Here is a 23,623-nt window from a genome sequence, read left to right on the forward strand (position 1 = left end):
ATATTGTTAAAGGATCAAGTTTGAGGATTTCAATGTTTATTTTATCAAAATATCGATTCATTCTAATGTTTAGTTTTTTCTTTTCCTTGGTTGTTAACTGTGCTTCTTTATCGACCTTAAGTGATAGCGAAGTAGAAGAACGATTAGAAAACTGTAAAAGTTTGGGTATGCCAGAAATCCCTTGTCGGGAAGTTGCCAATGAATTTGGAAGACGAAAACAAGCGGAATACAAACGTGAAAAAGAAGCAGAAGCACTTGAGGATCAAAAAATCCAAAATGAAAAAGATGCAAAATCAATCGAGATGGCAAAAACGATAAAAATGCCACCTGCTGGAATGGTTGATCCTAATTTATCCAAACAAATGTTAGAAGCATATTCTGCCGCTTTCTCTGAAGAAAAGTTGACGAGTATGAGGGCAGTGATTGTGTCCAAGTCTTTTAGTCCGATCCGTCATGAGATCAGTGGGATCATCATAGCGAGAGGATTTGCAGGAGTTGTTGCGATGAAGCGACCCAATGGAGAGTGTTTTGTTGCATCTACATATTATGAGCAAGTGTATGATGGACAAAAATACACAAATGTTTATTTCAAACGTTATTCCACTGCATGGCCACCAGAAAGTACGAAATACCAACAATTGATCGATTGTAATAATGTTTATAAATAAATTTTATTCGAGATATAATATTAAAATTTAAAGTTCATATTCGTTCGTTCTTTTTCTATGCATCTTTTTCCTTTAAAGCCTGTTTGAAAATAACAGGCATATTTTTACTTGAATGAGGATACCTTCCGAATATCTGGTTGTCAATTTGTGAAGTATATGACCTGATTTAGCTTATGGCACAATTTGGAAATTTATATTTACCCTATGGTGTTACCTTGGCGACACCCTTACAAAGATTTTTCGCTGCATGCATTGACATCGTATTCATTTATGGCAGTGGATTTTTCGTTTTATTTGTTATATTGGTGATCAATGTTTTCATTCCTACGGAAAACCAATTCAGCACAATTTATCTCACGGGAATATGTTTGTTTTTTATATTGATCCCGTTTGTGATCAATTTGTACTTTTTAGAAAAGGAAGGACAAACCATAGGGAAAAAAATGATGAAAATTAAAATCGTAGATGAATCTGGAGCAATGATGTCAACTGATCGTCTGATTATGCTAAGGCAAATTGTGCCAGCATTATTATTTCATATACCCATTTTAGGTTTAATCTTTTTTTTGTTTGATGCGATTTTGATTTTCTCAAATAGAAGGCAATGTTTCCATGATCGAATTGCTAAAACCATTGTTGTGAATGTTCATAAGTCCTAATTACGGCTTGATTCACTTTATCCTTAAAAAATAAAATGAATCAATTTCTGAAATTGTTGGGACTATTGCATTTTCATGTTTTTGCAAACGTTTTCCAGAAAATATCAGTATGGCTCTTTAAATAGGCTTCAATGTTGAGTGGTCTTACTTTGTGACCACCTAATTTTTTTTGGTGTAATAAAACCAAAAATAAGGGAGAGATTAAAAATAAAGCTGCGACTCTAGGTTCACATTCGATCAATTCATTTTGTCTCTGGTGTAGGATCAATCTTCGTTCAACAGCATCGAATAATGGTTCGAATAAATGGACCAAATATGATGGTCCAAGTTCTTTTTCGCCCATGCCATGTGCCAATCCGAATTGATGGATTGTTCCTACTGGACCCGCTTCAAAACCACTTGTAATGTATTGGAGTAATTTATGAATTGATTCTTTTCCATTTCCTTCTGGTACCAATATTTTTTCTAAATAAGATTCGCCTTTGCTTTTGATGTGGGTGAGTAGGGCTGTCATGACTCCATTTCGGTTTTGAAAATAGTGTTTCAAAGTTGGTGGAGAAACATTCAATAACTTCGCAACATTTCTAAAACTAGGAAATTCTCTGAATTTTTTTTGGACTAATTTTTGAAAGAGTGATTCCAGAATTTTATTTCTTTTCACTTCATAGTCTTCGTTTTTACTACCTTCTGGTCTTGGCATAAATTCTATCGTTTAATAAATCCAAAGATAATAGGAAATCACAAAATCATTTTCAATTATATTATGGAGTGGAACGGTATTTTTAGATTTCAATTTCAACTTCCGATTGTGTTTTTGAGAAAGGTTTTTTTTTGTAAAAAGATAAAGATCTTTTTACAAAATATTCTTATTTTTAAATAATTTTTTTAATTCATATGTTTGTATATTTAAGATTTTTGCAATCGTAACCAAATTAGGCAACGTTTCCATGTTGTTGATTTCTAATGCAGTAGACAATTTTTCTAACAAAATTTTCTTTTTTTGATCTAAAATTCCCTTTTTGGTAGGTTTTGGGTTTCGATTCATTTTTCCGTTTATATTGTATATCAAATGGTATACAATATAAAATAAAATATCCCAATTGGTATAGGATAATCAATTCTTTTTTTAAGATTTGTTTTTGTTAGTTGGACTTGGTTTTGGATTTTTGACTGGTGCCCCAGGAGGGAATCGCCCTCTCCGCTGCCAACACATCCTGTGTTGTCTGCGCTCCGAGGCACGGTTTTGTTCGTCGCCTCCCATCCAGGTCGGCTTATCCAAAACATTGCTCCCTATGGGTCGCAACGTTTTGGTTCACAAAACTGTTCGATTCCGATTTGTTTTTGTTAGTTGGACTTTGTTTTGGATTTTTAACTGGTGCCCCAGGAGGGAATCGCCCTCTCCGCTGCCAACACATCCTGTGTTGTCTGCGCTCCGAGGCACGGTTTTGTTCGTCGCCTCCCATCCAGGTCGGCTTATCCAAAACATTGCTCCCTATGGGTCGCAACGTTTTGGTTCACAAAACTGTTCGATTCCCGATTTGTTTTTGTTAGTTGGACTTTGTTTTGGATTTTTAACTGGTGCCCCAGGAGGGAATCGCCCTCTCCGCTGCCAACACATCCTGTGTTGTCTGCGCTCCGAGGCACGGTTTTGTTCGTCGCCTCCCATCCAGGTCGGCTTATCCAAAACATTGCTCCCTATGGGTCGCAACGTTTTGGTTCACAAAACTGTTCGATTCCCGATTTGTTTTTGTTAGTTGGACTTTGTTTTGGATTTTTAACTGGTGCCCCAGGAGGGAATCGAACCCCCACTGTCGGTTCCGAAGACCGATGTTCTATCCGTTGAACTACCAGGGCATGCTTGAGGGATGTAATGTCAGGATAGGGGGAGGCTATCCTTGGGCAAATGATTTTTTGAAAAAGAAAAACTCATTCGTACGATATAGGAGAAAAGTAAAATTGTCCAAATGACAAGAAGAAATCTTAAAAATAGAAATACATAATAGATCGGTTTTGGTTTTCCTGGAATCAGGAAAACAGTTAAATCATTCACTTGGAAAAGACTGGAACCTGCTATTTTTTTCCGAATGGCATCAAAGTTCTTTCTGAAATCACCTAATCGTTCCGATGGATCCAAATGAAAGTCGTTTGTGTACCGTAAGGATCCTTCATCACCAAAGGCATAAAATGTTGCCTCCCAACCAATGAAAGCAAGGTGGATCGGAAAAGAACCTGGTGGGTTTTTAATAAAAAAATAGATGGTACCACCTTCATAAACAAAGGATGGGATTTGCCCTTCCAATCGAAGTTTCTCTTTGCTAAAACCATCTTCGTAAAAATCAGACCAATCCCCCCATTGGAAAATGGTACCACGGTCTTCTTTCCAAAGGATCCCACCTAAATTTCCAATTTGTTCTAAATCAGATGCCCAAGTTTCACGTTTCTCTTTGGAAGAGGTAAGGTTATCCTTTGTGATTTGATTCTGTTTTAGAGAGTTTTTGATGCGGATGCGAAGTTGTCGAACTTCAGCTTGGTTTGTTTCCAAAATCCTTTTTTTGATTTCGATTTCCTCTTTTTGGAATGGATCGGAAAAAACTACTTCGGACAAAGTGAGGAGAATTTCTGTGAGTGGGTCTTGTTCCATTTTTGGTGCCACTGCCTCGGAAGGTGTAACCATAGAAAAGAGAGAGACAAGGAAAATAAAAATATAAATTCTCATCATATTCTGTATCGGCAATCTGGAGTCTATTTATGACTTGTCCCATCTGTGAAGCACATAAAAATCCCGAAGAAATCCTTTATGAAAATGAATTTTGGATTATAAGAAAAGCAAACCAAAACCTCGAAGGTTATCTTTATTTAGAAGCGAAACGTCATGTCGAATTTTGGCACCAATTAACACTCGAACAATTTGAATCGTATGGCAAAGCACTCCATAAAGGGACAGAGATTGTGGAAGGTTACCATCCAGAGAAGATGTACATGACTGCTATTGCCGAACGTGTTCCGCATTTGCATGTCCATCTCATTCCCAGATACGCGGGGCAAACCCCGGGAATCGAACACATTGCCAAGGCCACCGGGCCAGGATTTCCAAAACCAATGTAAAAAATGCTTGGAGGTTGTAAAAAAACTCCATAGCATTTTGGTTTGTGATTTTAGACCGACATCCCACAAACCAAATTCCCAATTCCTCGTTAGAGGAATTGGGTAGCTTGCAAGAACGTTTTTTTCTTTTACAAAGAGAAAGTGGACGCCAAAAGATCGCTCACATCTTTATACTCGAAGGGTTTGCTTCATCTGGAAAAGGTTCCATCTTACAGTCCTTAACCATCCGCCTCGACCCAAGAAAATTTAAAGTACATTCTCCTTATGTAGACCAATCAGAGGATCGAGGGTATCCATTTTTATGGAACTTTTGGAAAGTGTTACCTCGATATGGTGAATTTCTTTTTTACTTGAACACATATTATAGTCGTTTGGCGTATCTTAGATCGCAGAAGAAAATAAGTTTAGCAGAATACGATCACAGGTTGTTATCAATTCTCAATACGGAACGCATTTTATCGAAAGATAAAATCATCGTTCATAAATTCTTTTTCCATCTATCCAAAAAAGAACAAAAGAAACGATTGGAAGATGCCAAAAAAAAGAAAAAGGAGTGGGAACTTTCTGCGTATGACAAAGACCAAGGCGAACATTACAAACGGTATTTCGGAATTTTTGATTCGATCTTAAGTTCTTCACGGACAATTGATTCTCCATGGATTGTGATTTCTAGTGATCATAAAGATGATACCAAACTACTTGTTTTTGAAGCCATTTTAGAAAGTTTAGAACGAACGTTAAACTATGATTCAAAAGCAAATTTACAAATGATCCAACGAGGAATGGAACTTATCCCATGAAACATAACCTCATTCAATCCAAAGTTCTAAATTTAAAACAACTCGATCTTAATATTTCGATTCCAAGTGATGAATACCAAATCCAAATGAAAGGATTAAAAAATAAAATCAGAGATTTAACCTTTCTAACAAAAGCGAAAAACAAACCTGTGTTAATTGTATTTGAAGGTTGGGATGCAGCGGGCAAGGGGGGAGCGATTCGCCGACTCACTTCCGAAATCGATCCACGTTTATTTGAAGTCCATCATATTGCAGCTCCAAATGAGGAAGAAATCAAACACCATTATCTTTGGAGGTTTTGGAATCGAATACCTAAAATAGGTCATATAGGAATTTTTGATCGTTCTTATTATGGGCGAGTGCTTGTGGAACGAGTGGAAGGATTTGCCAATGAATCGGAGTGGTCACGTGCCTACGAAGAAATCTTTTTATTCGAAGAACAACTCCAAAGTTTTGGCACCATCATCATCAAGTTTTGGTTGCATATCAGTTCGGAAGAACAGCTGGCTCGATTTGAAATGCGTAAAAACGATCCGCTCCGACGTTGGAAACTAACGGACGAAGATTGGCGTAACCGTGACAAATGGCAATTATATGAAGATGCAGCCAATGAAATGTTCCAAAAAACGGATTCTCCCAAAGCCCCTTGGCATTTAGTTCCTGCCAATGACAAATACTTTGCACGAGTGATGGTGATGGAAGCAGTGGTGAAACGCTTAATTGACGAATTAGAATGAATGTTGCTACGGGAAACAATTAACCTATGTAAGGTTCATTTTTTTACGGTTCAGAAGATTCCAACTTTTTTGGGGATAGATAAAAAAAATCGGGTCATTACAGATTTTGCAAAATAGTTTCATTGACAACAGTTTCCTGGGAAACTATTATTGGATTGATGACATCTGAGGCGAACCTAGAACCAAGCCACCTAAAATCACATTTGGGATACCATCTGCGGGTGGTATCAAATGCAGTTTCTCACTCTTTTGCAAAAAAACTTACCAGTTTGGATGTTACAGTTGCGGAATGGGTGATTTTAAGAGAAATGTATGCCAATCCAAACAATACGTCTCCAAGTGGAGTGGCGGAGTTTACGGGCCTTAGTCGGGGCGCTGTTTCGAAACTCATCGATCGGTTGTTACAGAAAAAGCTTGTGAGTAGAGAGGAAGGTTCAGTTGACCGTCGATACCAAGAAATCAAACTCACGAAACCGGGAAGGATACTTGTTCCAAAACTTGCAAAGATCGCAGATGAGAATGATGAGTTCTTTTTTTCAATGCTGACACCAACGGAAAAAAAAGAAATCCGGAAGATTTTAATCAAACTCACAAACTTACACAAACTAAATACAAATCCAATTGAATGAGGCAAAGACAATGACTAGTTTAATCACAAAACTAACCGAAGCACAAAAGTATGCGATGTCCATCCGACCAAAGATTGGAGGATTTCCAGTCCTTGCAGAAGTGTTAAGGCAAGCAGGAGTTCTCATGAACCGTTGGACCTTACCTTCGTGCCAGTCCGTTTATTTGATGCAAGGTGGCTCGGTTGTCCAACAAGGAACCCCTCTTGTCACAGGAATACATGAAATTCCCGTTTTCCAAAAAGATCTTTTAATTAAGGCCCTTCGAAAAGACCAGGAAGGAGGGAGCACGTTCCCTGAATTTTTGCAAGCTGCATGGGATGCAGGAGTTGTTGGCTACGAAGCCCATTTGAATGAGAGAAAAGTTGTTTATTACGGCGTAAACGGAGAAAGTTATTTAGAGGAATACCCGGAAGTTTATTTATAGGGTTTTTGTTTGATTTGGAAGGTATAGGTTCTGTCACTTGATTGAAGAACCACTTGTGCATAAAAACCTAAATCAAGAGATCGAAATTTAGATCGAAAGATCGAAGCTTCTTCATCAAAAATTTCTTTTCGGCAATCTGGTACGAGAGTTTTCCATTTTTCCTTCGAAACAGAATGGTACAAAAAACCATTTGTTTGGGAAGGAAGGGTTCTTTCTTCCCAAGGGATCGGTTCCGAAAAACACAAAATTCCATTCCTGGTTTTGATCCGAAACTCTGATTTCCAATTTGGGTTTGGAACTTTGATTTCCGATTTTGTGTTATTTTCTATAAATAAAAAATACCCTTGGTAAGTTGGGTCTTCCTCTCTGGACAAACTCAAATACATTGGATATCCATCTACGACTTGTTTGTCGGACTTTGTGCTATTCTGAAAACTTCCTGGGTTTAGCGCTTTGAATCCAATATAAAAAATAAGGACAACAAGAACCAAATCAATGAGAAGGACAATTTGTCTCCATCTCGTTTTTTTGTGTTTGTCGTTAATTTGTTTTAGATAATCACGAAACTCTTCTGGTGAACGTGAGTGGTATCCTTTTCCCATTACAATGTCTCCACAAGTGATGTGAGGATTTCGTGTGCAGAAGGATACGGTTCTTCCAATTGTTTTGAATTGTCCAAAAAGGAAAGGGCAAGTAAAACAACTTCTGGAATGGAAAGATCCAAATCCAAACTAAAATACCTGGTTAGGATTCCCGAAAGTAAATCTCCCGTTCCCATGGTCGCAAGTTTCGGATTGGGTGACTCCCAAATATACGACGATCCATCTGGACAAACAAGTAGGCTCACAAAAGATTTTACTAATACATAAACATGATGACTTTTGGTAAATGGAATCAGGCTTTCATAGGCTTCTTGGATGGAATGATGGATTTTACCCGTAAGTCGATTTAACTCACCCACATGTGGAGTAAGGAGGATACGGTCACCTATAGGAAGTTTGGTGCCGGAATCTGGAATGGCTCCCGCATCCAAAATACAAGTTTTACCTGGTTCTAAATTCCATCCAGCAAGACCTTTTGGATAGTTTTGTAGGCCTGGGCCGATCAATATGGTTTTCGTTTTAGTCAAAAAAGGATCGGCTAAAGCGGATTCGAAATCAGCACTAAGAGCCATTTTAGATAAATCATCACCTAGCGCAAGTTGTGTGATTTTTTTTGATGGAGAATAAATTTTTGAAATTCCGCCACCCAACCTAGAAAAAGCTTTTTCAGATAAAAGGATTGCTCCTTCCATTCCTTCCGAACCTCCGAAAAATAAAGCAGAACCAACACTGTATTTATGTGCTTTGTTTTTTCGTTTCAAAACTTGGATGGCTTTTTCAGGTTCTTTTTCATAATAATATTTTTTGGAAAAATTTGATTCTGTTAGGTGGGTACGGATGGGAAACCCAATTGATTCAAAGTACCTAGGGATTACATTGTCCTTTTCATAGATAAAACCTACATTTTCCCATTTACGGGTACCCAGTTCCTCAATCGAATCGGCGTACACATAATGCTGGGAATCTTTTCCTTCGGGCCCAAGGTTATAAGGATCCCAACCACTTGGGGAATCCAGTGAGAGTCGGTAAAAAAAGACGCGAGAGTCGTTAATGGTTTCCACGATACGTTGCAATTCTTTTGAGAGAGGGGACTTAAATCCTGTTCCAAGAAGTGCATCTACAAGTAAAACGGAGTCTTCTTTAGTATGTTTCGTTTCGTTTTGGAAGTCAATGATACTGCCAATCTTTCCAAGAGTGGTGATTACAAGCGATTCATAGTATTTTCCCGCTTCGTTTTTGTTTGGTGATGTTTGAAAAACGCGAACCGAATACCCTTCTTGGTAAAGGAAATGGGCTAATGCATAACCATCTCCGCCATTTCCTCCCGAACCACAAACAATCCATATGGATTCTGCTGTATTCCATAGGTCTTCATTGGCATTAAACACCGATAAGGCGGCCATCCCCATTAGTGTTTGTTCGGAAAAACCGAGTTTTGTTATGGCCAATGAATCCATTTGTTTGGATTCATCACTTGTAAAAAGTGGAATTTGTTTCATTTAAATCCAGCGGTACACTTCTAAGGCACCAGAGCGAATGCGTACGGAATAAATGGTATCGAAGGCATCCGTATACGTTTCTCTCCACTGTCCGCGGGGACTGGAAAAAGGAATCCGTTTGTTGTTGATGTGGTTTCCTTCTTTGTCATGAACTTGCAGTCGAACTGAGTTTCCGCCATCTTCAGTTTCCCAAATGTAGAACTCACCATTGTTTCGAATGGAAAATAAAATTTCGGAAGGATCTTGTATTTCTTTTAAGAGTTCATAATTTTTTGAATCGAATTGGAAACGGTAAATCCTACGAAATTTAAATCGTTTGTCTTTTTTGGAATCATAACTAAAGGAACCAAGAACATAATCTCCTTCAGGATGTGGAATGAGTTTATCCAAAGTGATATCGTATTCTTTTGCATCATTTGTATTAAAAACATCCAATGCGGATTCTTTTAAATTTCCTTTGAGTTCTCCTTCCTCAAAATAAGAGAGTCGCATCTCTTCTGCTATGCGGTGGTAAACGAATAATTTATCACCTTCCCCTGGCATAATGGATTCAATGTATCGAAACGGTTCCGAGTTTTTTCCCGATGCCCCTAACATAAATTTCACGACACCTTTTTGTGTGATTTGCACTAAAAAGGAAGGTAACACAGTTGTCCCTTGGGTGGAAAACGCACCACTATAGGTTTTGTATAAGTTCTCCTGGCCGGGGGGGAGTTCCATTCCCTTGGAAGAAATTCGGTTTTGGACCACAAGGTCGCCGTCTTCATTCATGGCCACAATGCCGATCCCACCAAAACGAAAGGGGTAGTGGGGGATTCCTGCAACCGATTTAAAATCTGGATTCCCGATGGTGGCATCCAATCTGCCATTCCGATCAAAAAGTTTGATCACCGACTGTTTATTGTCAGCAAGAGCTGAAATATTAGAAGAAGTGGGGATGGTTAAGGGAACGTTGGTCAATACTTGGTTCACCACCACACCTTCAAAGGTTTCATTGGTAGCTCCCAGTGGGATTCGGAAGAGGATTTCTTCTTTTAGGTTCTCCACTCGGAAACGCAAACAGGAAATGGAAACAAAGAGTAGGAGGCCGATGGTAAGGGTTCTCATGGTGCAACATCCATTCCCTAATTTTTTATTTACAGGACAACTCGCTTTTCCTAGCCTGTCTAGAGACGTGCTAAATTTTAGCATGAGCTTTGGTCTCTTATACAGATTCCTATTGGAATCTTTGGATATGGTTTGGTATATACCGAGGAAAACATCAGAGAACTGATTTTACGAGTTCTCGCTCCACCTCTAGCGCTTTTTTCGCTCCAAGTACAGAATCGGAAAAACCACGCCCTCATTGAGATTGAACTGGATCATCTCACAGATAAAACTGGCTCTGCTAGTTTGGAAGACTGTGAGACTGTGTCTAGGAGACTCAAAGAGGAGCTGGACCAATGGGGAGAGGAATTTGATTTCACTCTCCAAGTCTCCTCCGCGGGAGCAGAACGTGTTTTACGTTTGCCGGAGGATTTAATTCGTTTCCAAGGACTTTTAGCAAAACTAGAAGTGCCGCTGGAATCAGGGAAATGGGACAAACGATTGTATCGTTTGGGACCGGTTTCGGGGGATTCCGTTGAGCTTACGCTTTACGATCGTAAAACTCGACACAAAAAGAACCAAAAATCGGTATCTATGCCCATCGCAGAAATACGAAAGGGAAATTTGTATTTAGAAATTTAAGACTATGGCGACAAAACAAGCAACGAAAGAAACTGGGCTATTCGAAGCCATCCAACAATTCTGTCAGGACAAATCTCTTGATAGAGAACTCGTACTCGGTGTCATCCGCGACTCCCTCCTTGCCGCATATCGCAAAAAAGTCGGTTTAGAAGCGGAAACGGATGACCGCTGCCAAGTTGAATTTGGCTCTGATAATAAAAATGAAATCATCATCTCTGTGTTACGCGATGTCGTAGCAGAAAAAACAACAAACCCTCTTGAAGTTTCTTTGGAAGATGCACAAAAGATTGATCCAAAGATCGAAGTGGGAAGCCAAATCCGAGTGTTTGAAAAACCACAAGACTTGTCTCGGGTCCTCTCGAGCCAAGCAAAACAAATGGTATTCCAACGCCTCCGCGATATGGAAAAAGAATTACTCTACCAAGAATACAAATCCAAAGAAGGAGAACTCACACATGGGTACTTCCAACGTTGGAAAAAGGACATCATGTCCATTGACCTTGGAAAAGTAGAAGGCATCATGTTAAAAAAAGACCAAAACCCTGGTGAAAAGTACCGCCAAGGTGACCGTCTAAAAGCCATCATCTCTCGTGTTGAGTTGAGACCTCGTGAACCAATGCCAGTCATCACACTTTCCCGTGCGTCTGGTGACTTTGTTAAAAAACTTTTCGAAATGGAAATTCCGGAAGTGTATGATGGCATAGTGGAAATCCGCGATGTGGCACGAATTCCGTCTTACAGAACGAAGGTGGTAGTGACCACAAGTAAGTCTGATGTGGATCCGGTGGGAGCTTGCGTGGGAATGAAAGGGGTTCGGATCCAAGCCATCGTAAGAGAACTGGGAAACGAAAGGATCGACATTGTCCTTCACTCAGATGAACCAAGTGTTTTTATCGCCAATGCCATCTCTCCTGCAAAACCAGTGGAAGTCCATGTGGACAGAAAACGGGGAGATGCCCTTGTCATTGTTCCTGATGAATCGTTATCCCTTGCGATTGGGATCAATGGTTCCAATGTAAAACTAGTTTCCCAACTATCGGGATTCAAAATTGATATCAAAACTGTTTCACAATACAACCAAGAACTCGCGTCTCCTGAGGCACGCGAAAAATTGGACCGACTCTTCAATGCCCAGCAAGAAGCAATGGAAGAATCGGAAGACGGTTACAACGAGTCTAGTGGAGAAGAGGAAGAAGAAGATTCTGGATACACACCTCTCTCTGAAATCCCAGGTCTCACACCGAGGATTGTTGGCCTTTTGGAGGCTGGTGGGATCAAAAATGTGGAAACCCTGCTTGAGTTCAGCCAGGAAGAACTTTCGAAAATTTCCGGAATCGGAAAAACCACGGCAGAACAAATTTTACGTCTGTTACGTGAGTCAATCGAATGGGTAGAAGAGGGTTAAGTTTTAAGGCATAATATGGAAGAGCAAAAATCGATTAAAGAAACCCTCCAGCAGGGAGCCAGCGGTGACAAAACCAAGAAAAAACTTGTCATCAAAAAGAAAGCTGCCCCTTCTGATGAGAAAAAAGAATCCAGTTCCGGGAACCAAGAGCCTAAAGCTGCGGCAGAAGTGAAACAACCTTCGACTCCTAGTGCGGACAAAAAAAAGGATTTAAACGAACTGATTCGGGAAGAAGCGAAACGACAAGGTCTAGGATCAGGTCCTCAAGCTCCTTCCCAAGCATCTCCGATTGTTTCGAGACCAGAACGGAAATCGGAACCTCTTCCTCAATCAGAAAGAGAAAAACCACCAATGGACCGAAAACCGGAATCCATCCTATCAGGCGACACATCTTCACCTAACTATCGTTCTGGTGGAGGGCAAGGTGGTGGAAACCAAGGTTATTTTAGAAAAGAAGACCGCAATCCAATCGTTAGCCGACCAACAACCCCGCGCCCACAAAGGCCAGAGGGGCAAAGTGGCGGTTACCAAGGCAACCGTGGCCCAGGACAAGGCGGCGGTTACCAAGGCAATCGTGGCCCAGGACAAGGCGGCGGTTACCAAGGCAATCGTGGCCCAGGGCAAGGCGGTCCAGGTGGATACCAAGGAAATCGAGGTCCAGGACAAGGTGGCCCAGGTGGTGGATACCAAGGGAATCGAGGTCCAGGACAAGGTGGTCCCGGTGGTTACCAGGGAAACCGTGGAGCAAGACCCATTGGACAAGGCGGCCCAGGTGGTGGTGGAAGACCTCCCGGTGATGCTCCTTTCGGTGCCCCTCCAGGAGGACTTCCGGGTGCAGGTGGTCCAGGTGGAGCCAAAAAGAAAGTTTTTGATAAAGAAAAAGGTGGAAGGGAAGAAAACGAAAACACAAAGTTTTTCAAACAATCCTTTCGCAAACAAAAAGCACAAGCTGCAGCACTTGCTGCAGTTCCAAAAGAAATCTCTATTTTAGAAAACATCCAAGTGGGTGAGATCGCGAAAAAACTAAACCTGAAACCAGGGGAAGTGATTAGTAAACTCATGAAGATGGGGATGATGGTGACAATCAATAATGTAATCGATGCGGAAACGGCATCGATCCTTGCTGACGATTACGGCTGTAAGGTGAAAATTGTTTCCCTTTATGACGAAACTGTCATTGAAGAAGAAAAAGACGCACCAGAAGATTACATCACTCGTCCACCAGTCGTTACCATTATGGGTCACGTTGACCATGGTAAAACCAAACTCCTCGATACGATTCGGTCTTCCCGAGTGGCAGAAGGGGAATCGGGTGGGATCACTCAGCACATTGGTGCCTACCAAGTAGAGACGGAACGCGGAAAAATTGCCTTCCTCGATACACCAGGTCACGAAGCCTTCACTTCGATGAGAGCACGTGGTGCATCCGTTACGGATATCGTTGTATTAGTTGTTGCCGCTGATGATGGGGTCATGCCTCAAACCATAGAAGCGATCAACCATGCCAAAGAAGCAGAAGTTCCGATCATTGTTGCGGTGAACAAAATTGACTTACCAGCAGCAAACCCAGAAAAGGTGAGACAAGAACTTTCTAATTATGGCTTACAACCAGAAGAATGGGGTGGAACTACCATCTTCTGTGATATATCAGCAAAAAGTAATATTGGAATTGATAAACTACTTGAGATGTTAATCATCCAAGCAGAACTCCTTGATCACAAAGCCAATCCAAAACGAAAAGCAAAAGGAACCATTGTGGAAGCAAAACTCGATCCAGGTCGTGGTGCTGTGGCAACGGTTCTCATCCAAAACGGAACTCTCCGTGTGGGTGATGCCTTTGTAGCGGGAGTCCATGCTGGTCGTGTTCGTGCCATGTATGATGACCTTGGTCGTTCCATCAAAGAAGCAGGTCCATCCTTTCCAGCACTTGTGACGGGTCTTGATGGTGTTCCAGATGCCGGAGCTCCATTTGATGTCGTGATCGATGACAAGGAAGCAAGAACCATCTCTCATAGCCGTCAAGATTATGAAAGACTTGGCCAATCGAAAAATGCTGCCACTCGTGTGACACTCGACAATATGAGTGAGATCATCAAACAAGGTGCATTGAAAGAACTCAAAGTCATCATCAAAGCTGACGTTCGTGGTTCTACAGAAGCGGTGAAAGAAGCACTCGAAAAACTTTCGACGGCAGATGTTCGTTTGAATGTGATCCATGCGGGAACCGGTGCAATTGTTGATTCCGATATCATCTTAGCTTCCGCATCGAATGCGATTGTGATTGGTTTCCATACTCGTGCGAACCCAAAAACAGTTTCACTTGCAGAGAAAGAAAAAGTCGAAATCAAATACTACAGCATCATCTATGATGTCGTGAACGAAGTGAAAGCTTCCATGGAAGGAATGCTCGAACCTGAAAAAGTGGAAAACATCATTGGAAAAGTGGAAATACGTGACGTATTCAAAATTTCCAAAGTGGGGAACATTGCAGGTTGTATGGTGAAATCCGGTAAGGTGACCAAACAAGCGTATGTTCGAGTGGTTTCTAGTGAAACAGGTGAGATCACTTGGGAAGGGAAAATCAAAAACCTCAAACGTATGAAAGACGATGTGGCTGATGTCCTCACTGGGTTTGAATGTGGTATCTTACTAGATGGTTTCAATGACTTCTCAGTGGGTGATGAGATCGAAGCATACGAGATTCGCGAGATTGCTCGTAAACTGTAAGGCGGCCTAAATGAATCCCATTCGAATGAAAAAACTCGAATCGGAGATCATTCGCCTTATCTCCTCTGCGATTTTGGAAGGAAAGGTAAAAGACCCCCGGGTCTTTTTGCCAAGTTTCCATCGCATTGAAATCAGCGAAGACTTAAAGTATGCAAAGGTTTACTTCACTGCCCTTTGTAATAATAACGAAAGGAAAAAACTCACACAAGGACTTGTGTCCTGTGCGGGATTTTTATCTTCCCTTGTTGGGAAAAATCTTCACCTTCATACCAACCCAAAGTTTAGTTTTGTCTGGGACAATCACTACATCAAAAGTTTAGAGGTGAACCGACTCATTGATGAATCGGCTCCTAAAACTTTATTTGAAGAACTCCATCCAGAGGAACAGGAAGAAGAGAACAAAGATACGGATTTTCATGAAGGGGATGTTCGCGATGACGAAGATGCCGATCACAAATCCTCAGATGCAGACGGCGAAGTTTCTGAAAAGGAAAACTAAACCGGAAAATCGAAGGATTGAACTTGGGAGTGGGGTTAAAAAGCACTCTTTTCAAGGATAACTCTACGTATCAAAAGGTTGATTTCGATGAAATTTGGAAAAAATCACAATAGCCATCTAAAGTTTGTTTGGTGACCGCAGATGGCAAAACCTTATCAATCAGGATTTTTATTTGTCTACAAACCACCTGGGATTACGAGTTCCGATTTGGTTTTGAAAACGAAACGGTTGCTCGGTCAAAAATCGGTGGGGCATACGGGAACTCTCGACCGGTTTGCCGAAGGACTACTCATCTTACCTTGCGGGGATTACACTGCTTTCTCCCAAGTATTCCTTGGAAAAGACAAAACCTATTTGGCAGAGGTGATTGTGGGACTTCGCACGGATTCAGGTGACCCCGAAGGGGTTGTGGAAATGGATCACCGCGACTCTTTCCTACCAATCTTCCCTTCTCGCTTTCCCATGGAAAGATTGGAAACAGAACTACAAACTCTAACCACACTCACAACCCAAAAAGCACCTAAAATCTCGGCTTTGAAAGTCGGTGGGAAACGGCAATCTGACCTTTTCCGAGAAGGGACGGTGGTGGAAGAAAAGGAACGTGCGATCACCATCCATTCGGTACAGGACATCCAATTCACAGAGGTTGGATTTTCGTTTCGCATCCATGTGAGTTCTGGGACATACATCCGAAAAATTGTCCTCGACCTCTCCGAGAAATGGGGGATCCCACTTTCGCTTGGAAGGCTTGTCCGAGAATCCATTGGAGAGTATGGTCTAACCGGTGCCAAACCCTTGGATCAGATTACCTTTTTGGATTTGAAGGGTTGGAAAGAAGTGTTCCCTCTACCCCTTCGCATCGTGGATGAAATGGAAAAAAAAGCAGTGATCCATGGAGGTTACATCTGGGACAAACTCCCAAAAGCAGACGAAAATGGGTTTTATATCATCGACAGAGATGAAACCACAATCCTTGCCTGGTGTTCTTACGATGGAAAACCGGACCATATTCCTTACCGGTACAGAAAAGTATTTTTTGACCCTTCTGCAAAAATTATGTTTTCTAAATGAGTCCTTCTTAAAATCTGGATACTGTTATGATCACAAAAGAACAAAAACAGCAGATCATTGCTACTTTCGGTAGCAAACCAAACGACTCAGGTTCTGCAGAAGTACAAATCGCTCTTCTCGACTCTCGTATCAAAGACCTTACGGAACACTTCAAAGCGAACAAGAAGGACTTCCACTCTCGCCGCGGATTAATCGCAATGGTGAACCAGAGAAAGAGTTTATTGGAATACCTAAAACGTTCCAACTTAGAAAGTTATAAAAAGCTGATTGAAAAACTCGGCCTTAGGAAGTAATTCCTATGGCTACAGAGTACACTGGTGTTTGGGGTAGAGATTCTATTACCCTAGAGACCGGCAAGTGGGCGAAACAAGCTCACGGGTCGGTTGTATACAAAACCGGAAATTTGGTCCTGCTTGCCACTGTTTGTGCCGCAGAGGAACCAAAAGAAGGACAAGATTTTTTCCCACTTACTTGCGAATACACAGAGAAGGCTTACTCCGTAGGTCGTTTCCCTGGTGGATACTTCAAACGAGAAGCAAAACCTGCTGAACACGAAGTACTACTTTCCCGCATTCTAGATCGTCCCATCCGTCCTATGTTCCCAGAAGGTTACTTCTCGGAAGTCCAACTTCTTGTCCAAGTTTTATCTGCAGACAAACAAGTATCTGTACAAGGCCATGCGATTAACGCAGCTTCGGCGGCACTTTCTGTTTCTTCGATTCCTTTTGCAGGCCCAATTGCTGGTGCTCGCATTGGTCGTATCGGTGGAGAGTTTGTTCTGAACCCTACTAACGAAGAGATCACAAAATCGGATCTGGACTTAGTGGTTGCGGGAACAAAAGATGCCATCGTTATGATTGAAGGGGAAGCAAGTGAAATCTCCAAAGAGGATATGATGGCTGCCCTTCGTTTTGCACAAGAGCAATTGAAAATTGCCGTTGCCATGCAAGAAGAGTTGGCGAAGAAAAATGGAACTGTTAAAAAGGAAGTTGTTTTAAAGGCTCCTGACAAAGAACTCCATGCTAAAATCCGTGAATTCGCATTCGATCGTTTGACTGCTGCCAACAAAAATGCAGACAAAGCAAAACGTAATGACGACATCAAAGCCATTAACAAAGAAACGGTTGAACATTTTAAAACCTTACTAGCTCCCGAAGACAGATCCAAAGAAATCAAACATTTCCTTCATGAATTGGAATACGAAGTCGTCCGCGAACTTGTATTAGGTGAAGGAATTCGTTTTGACGGTCGTAAAACTGACGAGATTCGTAAAATTTCTTGTGAAATCGATGTTCTTCCTGGACCACATGGATCTGCTGTTTTCACAAGAGGACAAACACAGTCTCTTGGGGTGATGACACTCGGAACCACTTCTGATAACCAAAGATACGAAACACTCGAAGGTTCCAAAGAAAAGAACTTTATGTTACACTACAACTTCCCTGCGTTTTCCGTAGGTGAGGTAAGGCGTAACTCAGGTCCTGGAAGGCGTGAAATTGGTCACGGGAACTTAGCAGAACGTGCCATCAAAAAAGTCCTTCCGACACAAACCGAGTTTCCATATGTGATTCGGCTTGTATCTGAAATTTTAGAATCCAATGGATCTTCTTCTATGGCATCTGTTTGTTCAGGAACCTTAGCGTTAATGGCAGGCGGAGTACCGATTTCTGGTCCTGTGTCTGGGATTGCGATGGGACTTTTCAGTGATGAAAAAGGCCGTTTTGCAGTGTTGTCTGACATTGCGGGGATCGAAGACCACTTTGGCGATATGGACTTTAAACTAGCAGGGACCAAAAAAGGGATCACTGCCTTCCAAATGGACCTTAAAGTCAACGGACTTGGTTTGGAAGTGTTACAAAAGGCCATTGAACAAGCGGAAGTTGGTCGTGACCATATCCTTGGTGAAATGAACAAAGCCATTTCTTCTGTGAAGGGAAACCTTAGCGAAAACGCTCCTCGCATCACACAAAAACAAATACCAAAAGATCGCATTGGTGAGCTCATTGGCCCAGGTGGGAAAATGATCCGTGCCATCATCGAACAATCAGGTTCCGAAATTTCTGTAGATGATTCAGGAAAGGTAACCATTGCCTCTCCAAGTGAAGAGTCGAAAGAAAAAGCAATCGCCATGATCGATGGAATCTTTGAAGAAATCGAAGTAGGAAAAATCTACGAAGGTGTCATCAAACGAATCGCTGACTTTGGTGCCTTTGTGGAAATTTTACCTGGAAAAGAAGGGCTTTGCCACATCTCCAAACTAGATGTGAAACGAGTTCAATCTGTCCGTGATATTGTTTCCGAAGGGGAAAAAATCAAAGTGAAAGTGATTTCTGTTGATAAAATGGGAAAAATTGATCTTTCGAGAAAGGATGTCCTTTTAGACAACTAAACAGTCCCCAAACAATTGTTTGGGGGGAGTGAACCAAATGGCACCCGTCATTGAATGCAAACGAACTGTATTGCCAAATGGTCTTACGGTTCTTTTCCAACCTATGAAACACGCATCCTCTATGGGGGTGGGTGTTTTTTTAAAGCAAGGCAGTTTAGCCGAAACCAATTCCGAACATGGTTACTTTCACTTTTTAGAGCATATGCTCTTTAAAGACACAGAAACTCGCACAAGTAAAGAAATCGCTGAGTCCATTGAGCGAGTGGGTGGGATCTTAAATGGTTCTACAGGCCGCGAATACACACAGTACTATGTAGTTGCCATCAAAAACCAAGCAGAGCTTGCGTTTGAAATTTTATCCGATATGTTATTCCGGCCGCTCTTTCGAAAAGAAGACATCCAAACAGAAAAAGGTGTCATCATGGAAGAAATGCGTTCGTATGAAGATGCCCCCGATGATTTTGTATATGATTATTACTTTCGTAATATCTTTAGGAATTCACCTTACGGCCGTGATATCATTGGCACCAAAAAATCGGTAACGGGAGTAACGGAAAATTCCATTCGAAAATTTTTTGAAAAACATTATTTCCCTAAGAATATGGTGATCTCTGTTTCAGGGAATTTCACCTGGGAGAAGGTACTCGATCTTACCAAAAAATACTTTTCGTTTGAAAATCCTAAGGGAAAAACTCCGACAGAACTCATCATCCCGGCACCTAAAAAAAGTTATTCGAAGCATTTGGAACGCCGTAAAATTGAACAGTTTCATATCATGTTAGGAGTGAATGGAAAACAAAGGGACTACCGAACGGTAACGGTTTCCGGTCTTATCTCTACCATTCTCGGTGGAGGGATGGCTTCCAGGCTTTTCCAAAACATCCGTGAAAAGGAAGGTCTCTGTTATAGCATTTATAGTTTCCCTTCCTACTACAAAACTACCGGGCTTTTTTCCATCTCTTCGGCGACATCGAAGGAGAAGGCTGCCCGTTGTGTAGAACTCATACTGAAGGAACTCGAACTCATCACAAAACATGGATTTTCCAAATCGGAACTTGCTGATGCCAAATCCAATCAAATGGGTTCCATTGCCATCGGGTATGAACTTCCTGAAAACAGAATGAATAATATTGGTCTACAGGAAATCTATTATGGGCAGTATTTTTCACTCGAAGACCGAATGAAGGCAATTAAGTCTGTGACCTTGGATGAAATCAATCATGCCGCCAAAGAGATGTTTGGTTTGGACAAGGTGCATTTGTCTTGTGTTGGGGATATGACAGAAAGCCAATTTGCCAAAATCCCAGTGCAATTTGGTGGATAACGAATTCAATTGAATCGGTTCAAGTGAAGGATGAATCAGATGCGTTTGTTTCTTCGCCTTTCAATGGAATCTGAATCAAACGTTTTGATTTAGGACATTCAAAATTTAATGTTTTGCAAAAGGACTTTATGGTAGAACCACACACCCATCTCCAAATCCAAATCCTTAAAGAGGGGGCAGTTGTCCCAGAATACAAAACGGAAGGTTCAGCCGGAATGGACCTCTCTGCTTGCCTTACCGAAAACCTAATCCTTCCAAAAGGAGAAGTGGTATTTGTCCCGACGGGACTTGCCATGGCGATCCCCGAAGGGTATGAGGGGCAAATCCGTCCTAGGAGTGGGTTTTCGACAAAACACCGCATCATGATGCCCAATAGCCCGGGGACAATTGACTCAGACTACCGGGGTGAGGTCCTCATCCCACTCCTCAATTTGAGTGGAGAGGACTTCGTTTTAGAACCAGGAACCCGTGTGGCACAAATTGTTTTCCAAAAGGTAGCAAAACTTTCGGTTCAGTTGGTTCCAAAACTCGGAGATACGGCTCGCGGGTCGGGTGGGTTTGGTAGCACGGGAAAATAAGACATAAACAAAAAAAAAGACACTTAGCTTTTTTAGAGGAAAACCGATAGAAGCTGTAGAGGTGCCTTTTTATGATGCGATCCCTTTGGACCGGTGCTACCGGGATGATTGCCCAACAATTTCATATTGATACCGTTGCCAATAACCTAGCCAACGTAAACACCACAGGTTTTAAAAAGAACCGGGTGGACTTTGAAGACTTAGTTTACCAACACCAAGTGCTCGCGGGAACTCCAGCCACCTCTGTTTCCGAAATTCCAACGGGTGTGAATGTGGGGCATGGTGTGAAAGTTGCCGCCACACAGAAATTATTCGAGATTGGATCATTCCAAGCCACAGGAAATAAACTAGACCTTGCGCTCACAGGGGAAATGGCATTCTTTAAAATCCAAATGCCTGATGGAACTTTCTCGTATTCACGTGACGGGTCCTTTAAAATTGATTCGAACCAACAAGTCGTTACATCTAACGGGTATTTGCTCGAACCACCGATCATCCTACCTGAAAATGCCATTCTAAATACTCTTATGGTTTCGGAAGAGGGGGAAGTCACAGTAAAAATCGGAAACGACATCCGTCCCACGACCATTGGCCAATTGGAACTCTACCGGTTTGTCAACCCAGCGGGTCTCCAAGCTGTGGGGAAAAACTTATTCCGTGAAACCGTTGCTTCAGGACAAGAAATCCCAGGGATGCCATCCCAAGAAGGTTATGGGAGTGTCCTCCAAGGATTTTTAGAAATGAGTAATGTTAAAATCGTAGAAGAGATGGTGAATATGATCGTTGCACAAAGGGCTTACGAATCAAATTCCAAAACCATCCAAACTTCGGATAACATGCTTTCGACGGCAATTGGGCTCAAACGTTAATGAAACTTTGGGTTTCTATTCTTTTTAGTTTGGTAATTGGTTTGCCAGTTTTTGCAAACCAAGATGACAATCGTTTGTATCTCAAACCTAAAACCATTGTGGGTGTGGGAGAGGTGAGGTTGTCTGAATTTACCAACTGGAAAGGGAATTGGAATCCAATTGTATTTCAAAATGTTAAGGCACCCATCGTCATCAAACCAGATGACCTGACACGTCACATCACAACACTTTACACAAAAGAAATGGGAACCAGTGAATCCTTTATCGTGATGGGGAAAGAGGGGATTTTACTTCCAAAAACATCAATTCTCTCTAAAAAAGATTTAGAAGTTTCACTTTGGAAAGATTTAAGTGCATCCAGTGGACATACATTGGGTGAAATGGGAGATACGTTCCGAATCAGTTCTGAAAAAGAGTCCTTGCCAATCATTTCTGGAACTTCGACTGTATGGCGTTATTCGGGACGGTCCCTACATGCAGGGAAACGCCTTTTCCCTTTGGATTTTTATTATGAAGGAAAACTCGTCCATTCTGAATCTGTACCCTTTCTCATTGAAGAAAAGAAAAAAGCATACTTCACAAAAAGGGAAATCCCTTCTAAAACTGTTTTAACCGATGATGATGTTGAACTTCGGTATTTTTTCTCTGCTGATTCACTGAGAGAGTACACAGAGGAAAACCCAGTTGGTAAAACAGCATTAAATGGTTTTTTACCTGATACTGCGATTGAAAAAAAACAAGTGCGAACTCTCCATACCATTGAACGTGGACAAGAAGTGGAACTAGTGTATACGATTGGGAATTTATTATTAAAAATCAAAACAAGGGCCTTGAACTCGGGGAACCGAGGGGAAGAAATTTCCCTTCTCAATTTGGCTTCGCAAAAAATAATCAAAGCCCGTGTGCAAAATGAAGGCATTTGCCTTCTGGAAGAAAGATAAGTGATGATGGTTCCGAGAATGAATGTGTTCAAAACTACACTGAAAACGTTTAAAATGGGATCTTTATCCCATCGTTTTTTTTACCTTCGCAATCATTTTGCATATAGAATTTTTCTGCCTTTCATACTATGTTTGGTAATCCCTCAATTGGCTCGTGGTTTTCAATCACACGTAACGATTGGTTCGACTTTACAAGCAGAATCTTTATGGAAAGACAAAGACCCATATTCCTATCCCAAAACGATCCAACCTGGCACTGTTGTTAAAGTTGTTTTGAAAAACGGACTCCGAGTCGAATATGAATCAGAATACAAAGCTACTTTTGACAATGATATCAAAACGGTTCCAGACAAAAAACTAGTCCCAGACCTACCGAATTACACAGCAAATGCAACCTATATGCGATCCAAAGTGGGAAAATCAAAATCCCAGGGTAAGGTTGTAGGGGTCATGGCAGTAATTGTGACAGGGATTGATCCTGGAACTGGGAATTTGGAATTAGAAGGAAGTCGTGTTTTTAATTTATCTGAAGAGCGTATTAACCTTCGTTTGTCGGGGACTATTTCTCCAGAAGACTTAGATAAAAATAGGTTCATTGCGAGTGACCTGATTGCCAATTTACGAGTAGAATACCAAGGTACATTAAATCCCAAAGAATTAAATGATCCCAATATCCAAATGAAACGAATCACAAATCCTGATGGAACCGTCACAGAAAAAGCAGAACTTTCGGATAAAGAAAAACAAGAAATCATTTTAAAAAATATCAAACGACTCTTAGGTGAAAGTGAGTGATTGTCATGGAAAATTTTGGAACATTGGAAATCACAAACGATCGGAAAGAGTTCCAAATGAAAGGTTGGAATCCAATTCAAATGCGCCCTGTTACGAAGCCAAAACGATTGAAAGAAATTTTTGAAAAAATCAATTCAATTTTAGAGAATGGGAATCTGGCTTCTCTCAAGATTA

At 41.3% G+C, this 23,623-nt stretch carries 25 protein-coding genes and 1 tRNA gene; 19 read left to right on the plus strand and 7 right to left on the minus strand.

The genetic code is table 11. The features are described 5' to 3' along the window. Positions 1–32 precede the first annotated feature (32 nt). Together LEP1GSC202_RS01105 and LEP1GSC202_RS19395 are read left to right on the plus strand one after the other, a co-directional pair. Entirely contained in the window at positions 33–668 is a 636-nt protein-coding gene (locus tag LEP1GSC202_RS01105; RefSeq protein WP_015675707.1) for a hypothetical protein, read from the plus strand. A 173-nt stretch (positions 669–841) separates the two neighbouring features. Beyond that, the gene (locus tag LEP1GSC202_RS19395) at positions 842–1,327 is read left to right on the plus strand and encodes an RDD family protein (protein ID WP_015675824.1); all 486 of its coding nucleotides are present in this window, start codon (positions 842–844) and stop codon (positions 1,325–1,327) included. Between the two features lie 73 nt (positions 1,328–1,400). Here LEP1GSC202_RS19395 and LEP1GSC202_RS01115 read toward each other — a convergent pair whose 3' ends face one another. The 4 genes from LEP1GSC202_RS01115 to LEP1GSC202_RS01140 all read right to left on the minus strand — a co-directional run bounded on the left by LEP1GSC202_RS01115 (position 1,401) and on the right by LEP1GSC202_RS01140 (position 4,043). Further along, positions 1,401–2,027: a TetR/AcrR family transcriptional regulator gene (locus LEP1GSC202_RS01115; protein WP_015675888.1), complete on the minus strand. Its 627-nt coding sequence runs from the start codon at positions 2,025–2,027 to the stop codon at positions 1,401–1,403. A gap of 153 nt (positions 2,028–2,180) precedes the next feature. Continuing rightward, positions 2,181–2,372 (minus strand): hypothetical protein, encoded by a 192-nt coding sequence (locus LEP1GSC202_RS01120; protein ID WP_015675895.1) that lies wholly within the window; start codon positions 2,370–2,372, stop codon positions 2,181–2,183. A gap of 734 nt (positions 2,373–3,106) precedes the next feature. Then, positions 3,107–3,181 (minus strand) — tRNA-Arg (locus LEP1GSC202_RS01135). A gap of 19 nt (positions 3,182–3,200) precedes the next feature. After that, entirely contained in the window at positions 3,201–4,043 is an 843-nt protein-coding gene (locus tag LEP1GSC202_RS01140) for a hypothetical protein (RefSeq protein ID WP_039927815.1), read from the minus strand. Positions 4,044–4,075: 32 nt separating this feature from the next. Between LEP1GSC202_RS01140 and LEP1GSC202_RS01145 the strand changes: the two genes are divergently transcribed. From LEP1GSC202_RS01145 to LEP1GSC202_RS01165, 5 genes are all read left to right on the plus strand, one after another. Continuing rightward, complete coding sequence (locus LEP1GSC202_RS01145) at positions 4,076–4,432, plus strand: HIT family protein (protein WP_015675840.1); 357 nt, start codon at positions 4,076–4,078, stop codon at positions 4,430–4,432. A 44-nt stretch (positions 4,433–4,476) separates the two neighbouring features. After that, positions 4,477–5,232 (plus strand): polyphosphate kinase 2 family protein, encoded by a 756-nt coding sequence (locus LEP1GSC202_RS01150; RefSeq protein ID WP_039927816.1) that lies wholly within the window; start codon positions 4,477–4,479, stop codon positions 5,230–5,232. Beyond that, positions 5,229–5,969 (plus strand): polyphosphate kinase 2, encoded by a 741-nt coding sequence (locus LEP1GSC202_RS01155; RefSeq protein ID WP_015675956.1) that lies wholly within the window; start codon positions 5,229–5,231, stop codon positions 5,967–5,969. The genes LEP1GSC202_RS01150 and LEP1GSC202_RS01155 overlap by 4 nt, the downstream gene beginning before the upstream one ends. A gap of 158 nt (positions 5,970–6,127) precedes the next feature. Then, positions 6,128–6,598: a MarR family winged helix-turn-helix transcriptional regulator gene (locus tag LEP1GSC202_RS01160; RefSeq protein WP_039927817.1), complete on the plus strand. Its 471-nt coding sequence runs from the start codon at positions 6,128–6,130 to the stop codon at positions 6,596–6,598. Positions 6,599–6,608: 10 nt separating this feature from the next. Further along, positions 6,609–7,022 (plus strand): DUF1398 domain-containing protein, encoded by a 414-nt coding sequence (locus LEP1GSC202_RS01165; RefSeq protein ID WP_015675811.1) that lies wholly within the window; start codon positions 6,609–6,611, stop codon positions 7,020–7,022. On the opposite strand, the gene LEP1GSC202_RS01170 is transcribed toward LEP1GSC202_RS01165, so the two are convergent. Genes LEP1GSC202_RS01170 through LEP1GSC202_RS01180 form a run of 3 tightly spaced genes read right to left on the minus strand, consistent with a single transcriptional unit; the run spans position 7,013 to position 10,230 of the window. Then, positions 7,013–7,624: a hypothetical protein gene (locus tag LEP1GSC202_RS01170; RefSeq protein WP_015675931.1), complete on the minus strand. Its 612-nt coding sequence runs from the start codon at positions 7,622–7,624 to the stop codon at positions 7,013–7,015. The genes LEP1GSC202_RS01165 and LEP1GSC202_RS01170 overlap by 10 nt on opposite strands. Then, positions 7,624–9,123, minus strand: a complete 1,500-nt coding sequence (locus LEP1GSC202_RS01175; protein WP_015675716.1) for an NAD(P)H-hydrate epimerase — start codon at positions 9,121–9,123, stop codon at positions 7,624–7,626. The genes LEP1GSC202_RS01170 and LEP1GSC202_RS01175 overlap by 1 nt, the downstream gene beginning before the upstream one ends. Further along, positions 9,124–10,230, minus strand: a complete 1,107-nt coding sequence (locus LEP1GSC202_RS01180) for an LIC_12708 family protein (RefSeq protein WP_015675971.1) — start codon at positions 10,228–10,230, stop codon at positions 9,124–9,126. It abuts the gene before it with no gap. A 132-nt stretch (positions 10,231–10,362) separates the two neighbouring features. Between LEP1GSC202_RS01180 and rimP the strand changes: the two genes are divergently transcribed. From rimP to LEP1GSC202_RS01240, 12 genes are all read left to right on the plus strand, one after another. Further along, positions 10,363–10,851, plus strand: a complete 489-nt coding sequence (rimP, locus tag LEP1GSC202_RS01185) for a ribosome maturation factor RimP (RefSeq protein WP_015675866.1) — start codon at positions 10,363–10,365, stop codon at positions 10,849–10,851. A gap of 4 nt (positions 10,852–10,855) precedes the next feature. Then, positions 10,856–12,256 (plus strand): transcription termination factor NusA, encoded by a 1,401-nt coding sequence (gene nusA / locus LEP1GSC202_RS01190; RefSeq protein ID WP_015675767.1) that lies wholly within the window; start codon positions 10,856–10,858, stop codon positions 12,254–12,256. Between the two features lie 15 nt (positions 12,257–12,271). Beyond that, positions 12,272–14,983: a translation initiation factor IF-2 gene (gene infB / locus LEP1GSC202_RS01195; protein WP_015675995.1), complete on the plus strand. Its 2,712-nt coding sequence runs from the start codon at positions 12,272–12,274 to the stop codon at positions 14,981–14,983. Between the two features lie 10 nt (positions 14,984–14,993). Then, complete coding sequence (gene rbfA, locus LEP1GSC202_RS01200) at positions 14,994–15,482, plus strand: 30S ribosome-binding factor RbfA (RefSeq protein WP_015675865.1); 489 nt, start codon at positions 14,994–14,996, stop codon at positions 15,480–15,482. A 141-nt stretch (positions 15,483–15,623) separates the two neighbouring features. Next, positions 15,624–16,553, plus strand: coding sequence for a tRNA pseudouridine(55) synthase TruB (gene truB / locus LEP1GSC202_RS01205; protein WP_015675720.1), 930 nt, complete (start codon positions 15,624–15,626; stop codon positions 16,551–16,553). 26 nt (positions 16,554–16,579) lie between these two features. Then, a complete protein-coding gene (rpsO, locus tag LEP1GSC202_RS01210; protein WP_002973902.1) occupies positions 16,580–16,846 on the plus strand; it encodes a 30S ribosomal protein S15 in 267 nt (88 codons plus the stop codon). A 5-nt stretch (positions 16,847–16,851) separates the two neighbouring features. After that, the gene (gene pnp / locus LEP1GSC202_RS01215) at positions 16,852–18,942 is read left to right on the plus strand and encodes a polyribonucleotide nucleotidyltransferase (RefSeq protein WP_015675839.1); all 2,091 of its coding nucleotides are present in this window, start codon (positions 16,852–16,854) and stop codon (positions 18,940–18,942) included. A gap of 37 nt (positions 18,943–18,979) precedes the next feature. Then, positions 18,980–20,266 carry a M16 family metallopeptidase gene (locus tag LEP1GSC202_RS01220; RefSeq protein ID WP_015675932.1) on the plus strand — a complete coding sequence of 429 codons (1,287 nt, stop codon included), beginning with the start codon at positions 18,980–18,982 and terminating at the stop codon, positions 20,264–20,266. A 128-nt stretch (positions 20,267–20,394) separates the two neighbouring features. Further along, entirely contained in the window at positions 20,395–20,844 is a 450-nt protein-coding gene (dut, locus tag LEP1GSC202_RS01225; protein WP_015675776.1) for a dUTP diphosphatase, read from the plus strand. 71 nt (positions 20,845–20,915) lie between these two features. Next, positions 20,916–21,713, plus strand: coding sequence for a flagellar basal-body rod protein FlgG (gene flgG, locus LEP1GSC202_RS01230; protein ID WP_012388518.1), 798 nt, complete (start codon positions 20,916–20,918; stop codon positions 21,711–21,713). Then, positions 21,713–22,654, plus strand: coding sequence for a flagellar basal body P-ring formation chaperone FlgA (flgA, locus tag LEP1GSC202_RS01235; protein ID WP_015675874.1), 942 nt, complete (start codon positions 21,713–21,715; stop codon positions 22,652–22,654). Before flgG ends, flgA begins: the two co-directional genes overlap by 1 nt. A 3-nt stretch (positions 22,655–22,657) precedes the next feature. Beyond that, positions 22,658–23,449 (plus strand): flagellar basal body L-ring protein FlgH, encoded by a 792-nt coding sequence (locus tag LEP1GSC202_RS01240; RefSeq protein ID WP_039927867.1) that lies wholly within the window; start codon positions 22,658–22,660, stop codon positions 23,447–23,449. Positions 23,450–23,623 lie beyond the last annotated feature (174 nt).

This window comes from Leptospira yanagawae serovar Saopaulo str. Sao Paulo = ATCC 700523 (assembly GCF_000332475.2).
GTDB lineage: Bacteria > Spirochaetota > Leptospiria > Leptospirales > Leptospiraceae > Leptospira_A > Leptospira_A yanagawae.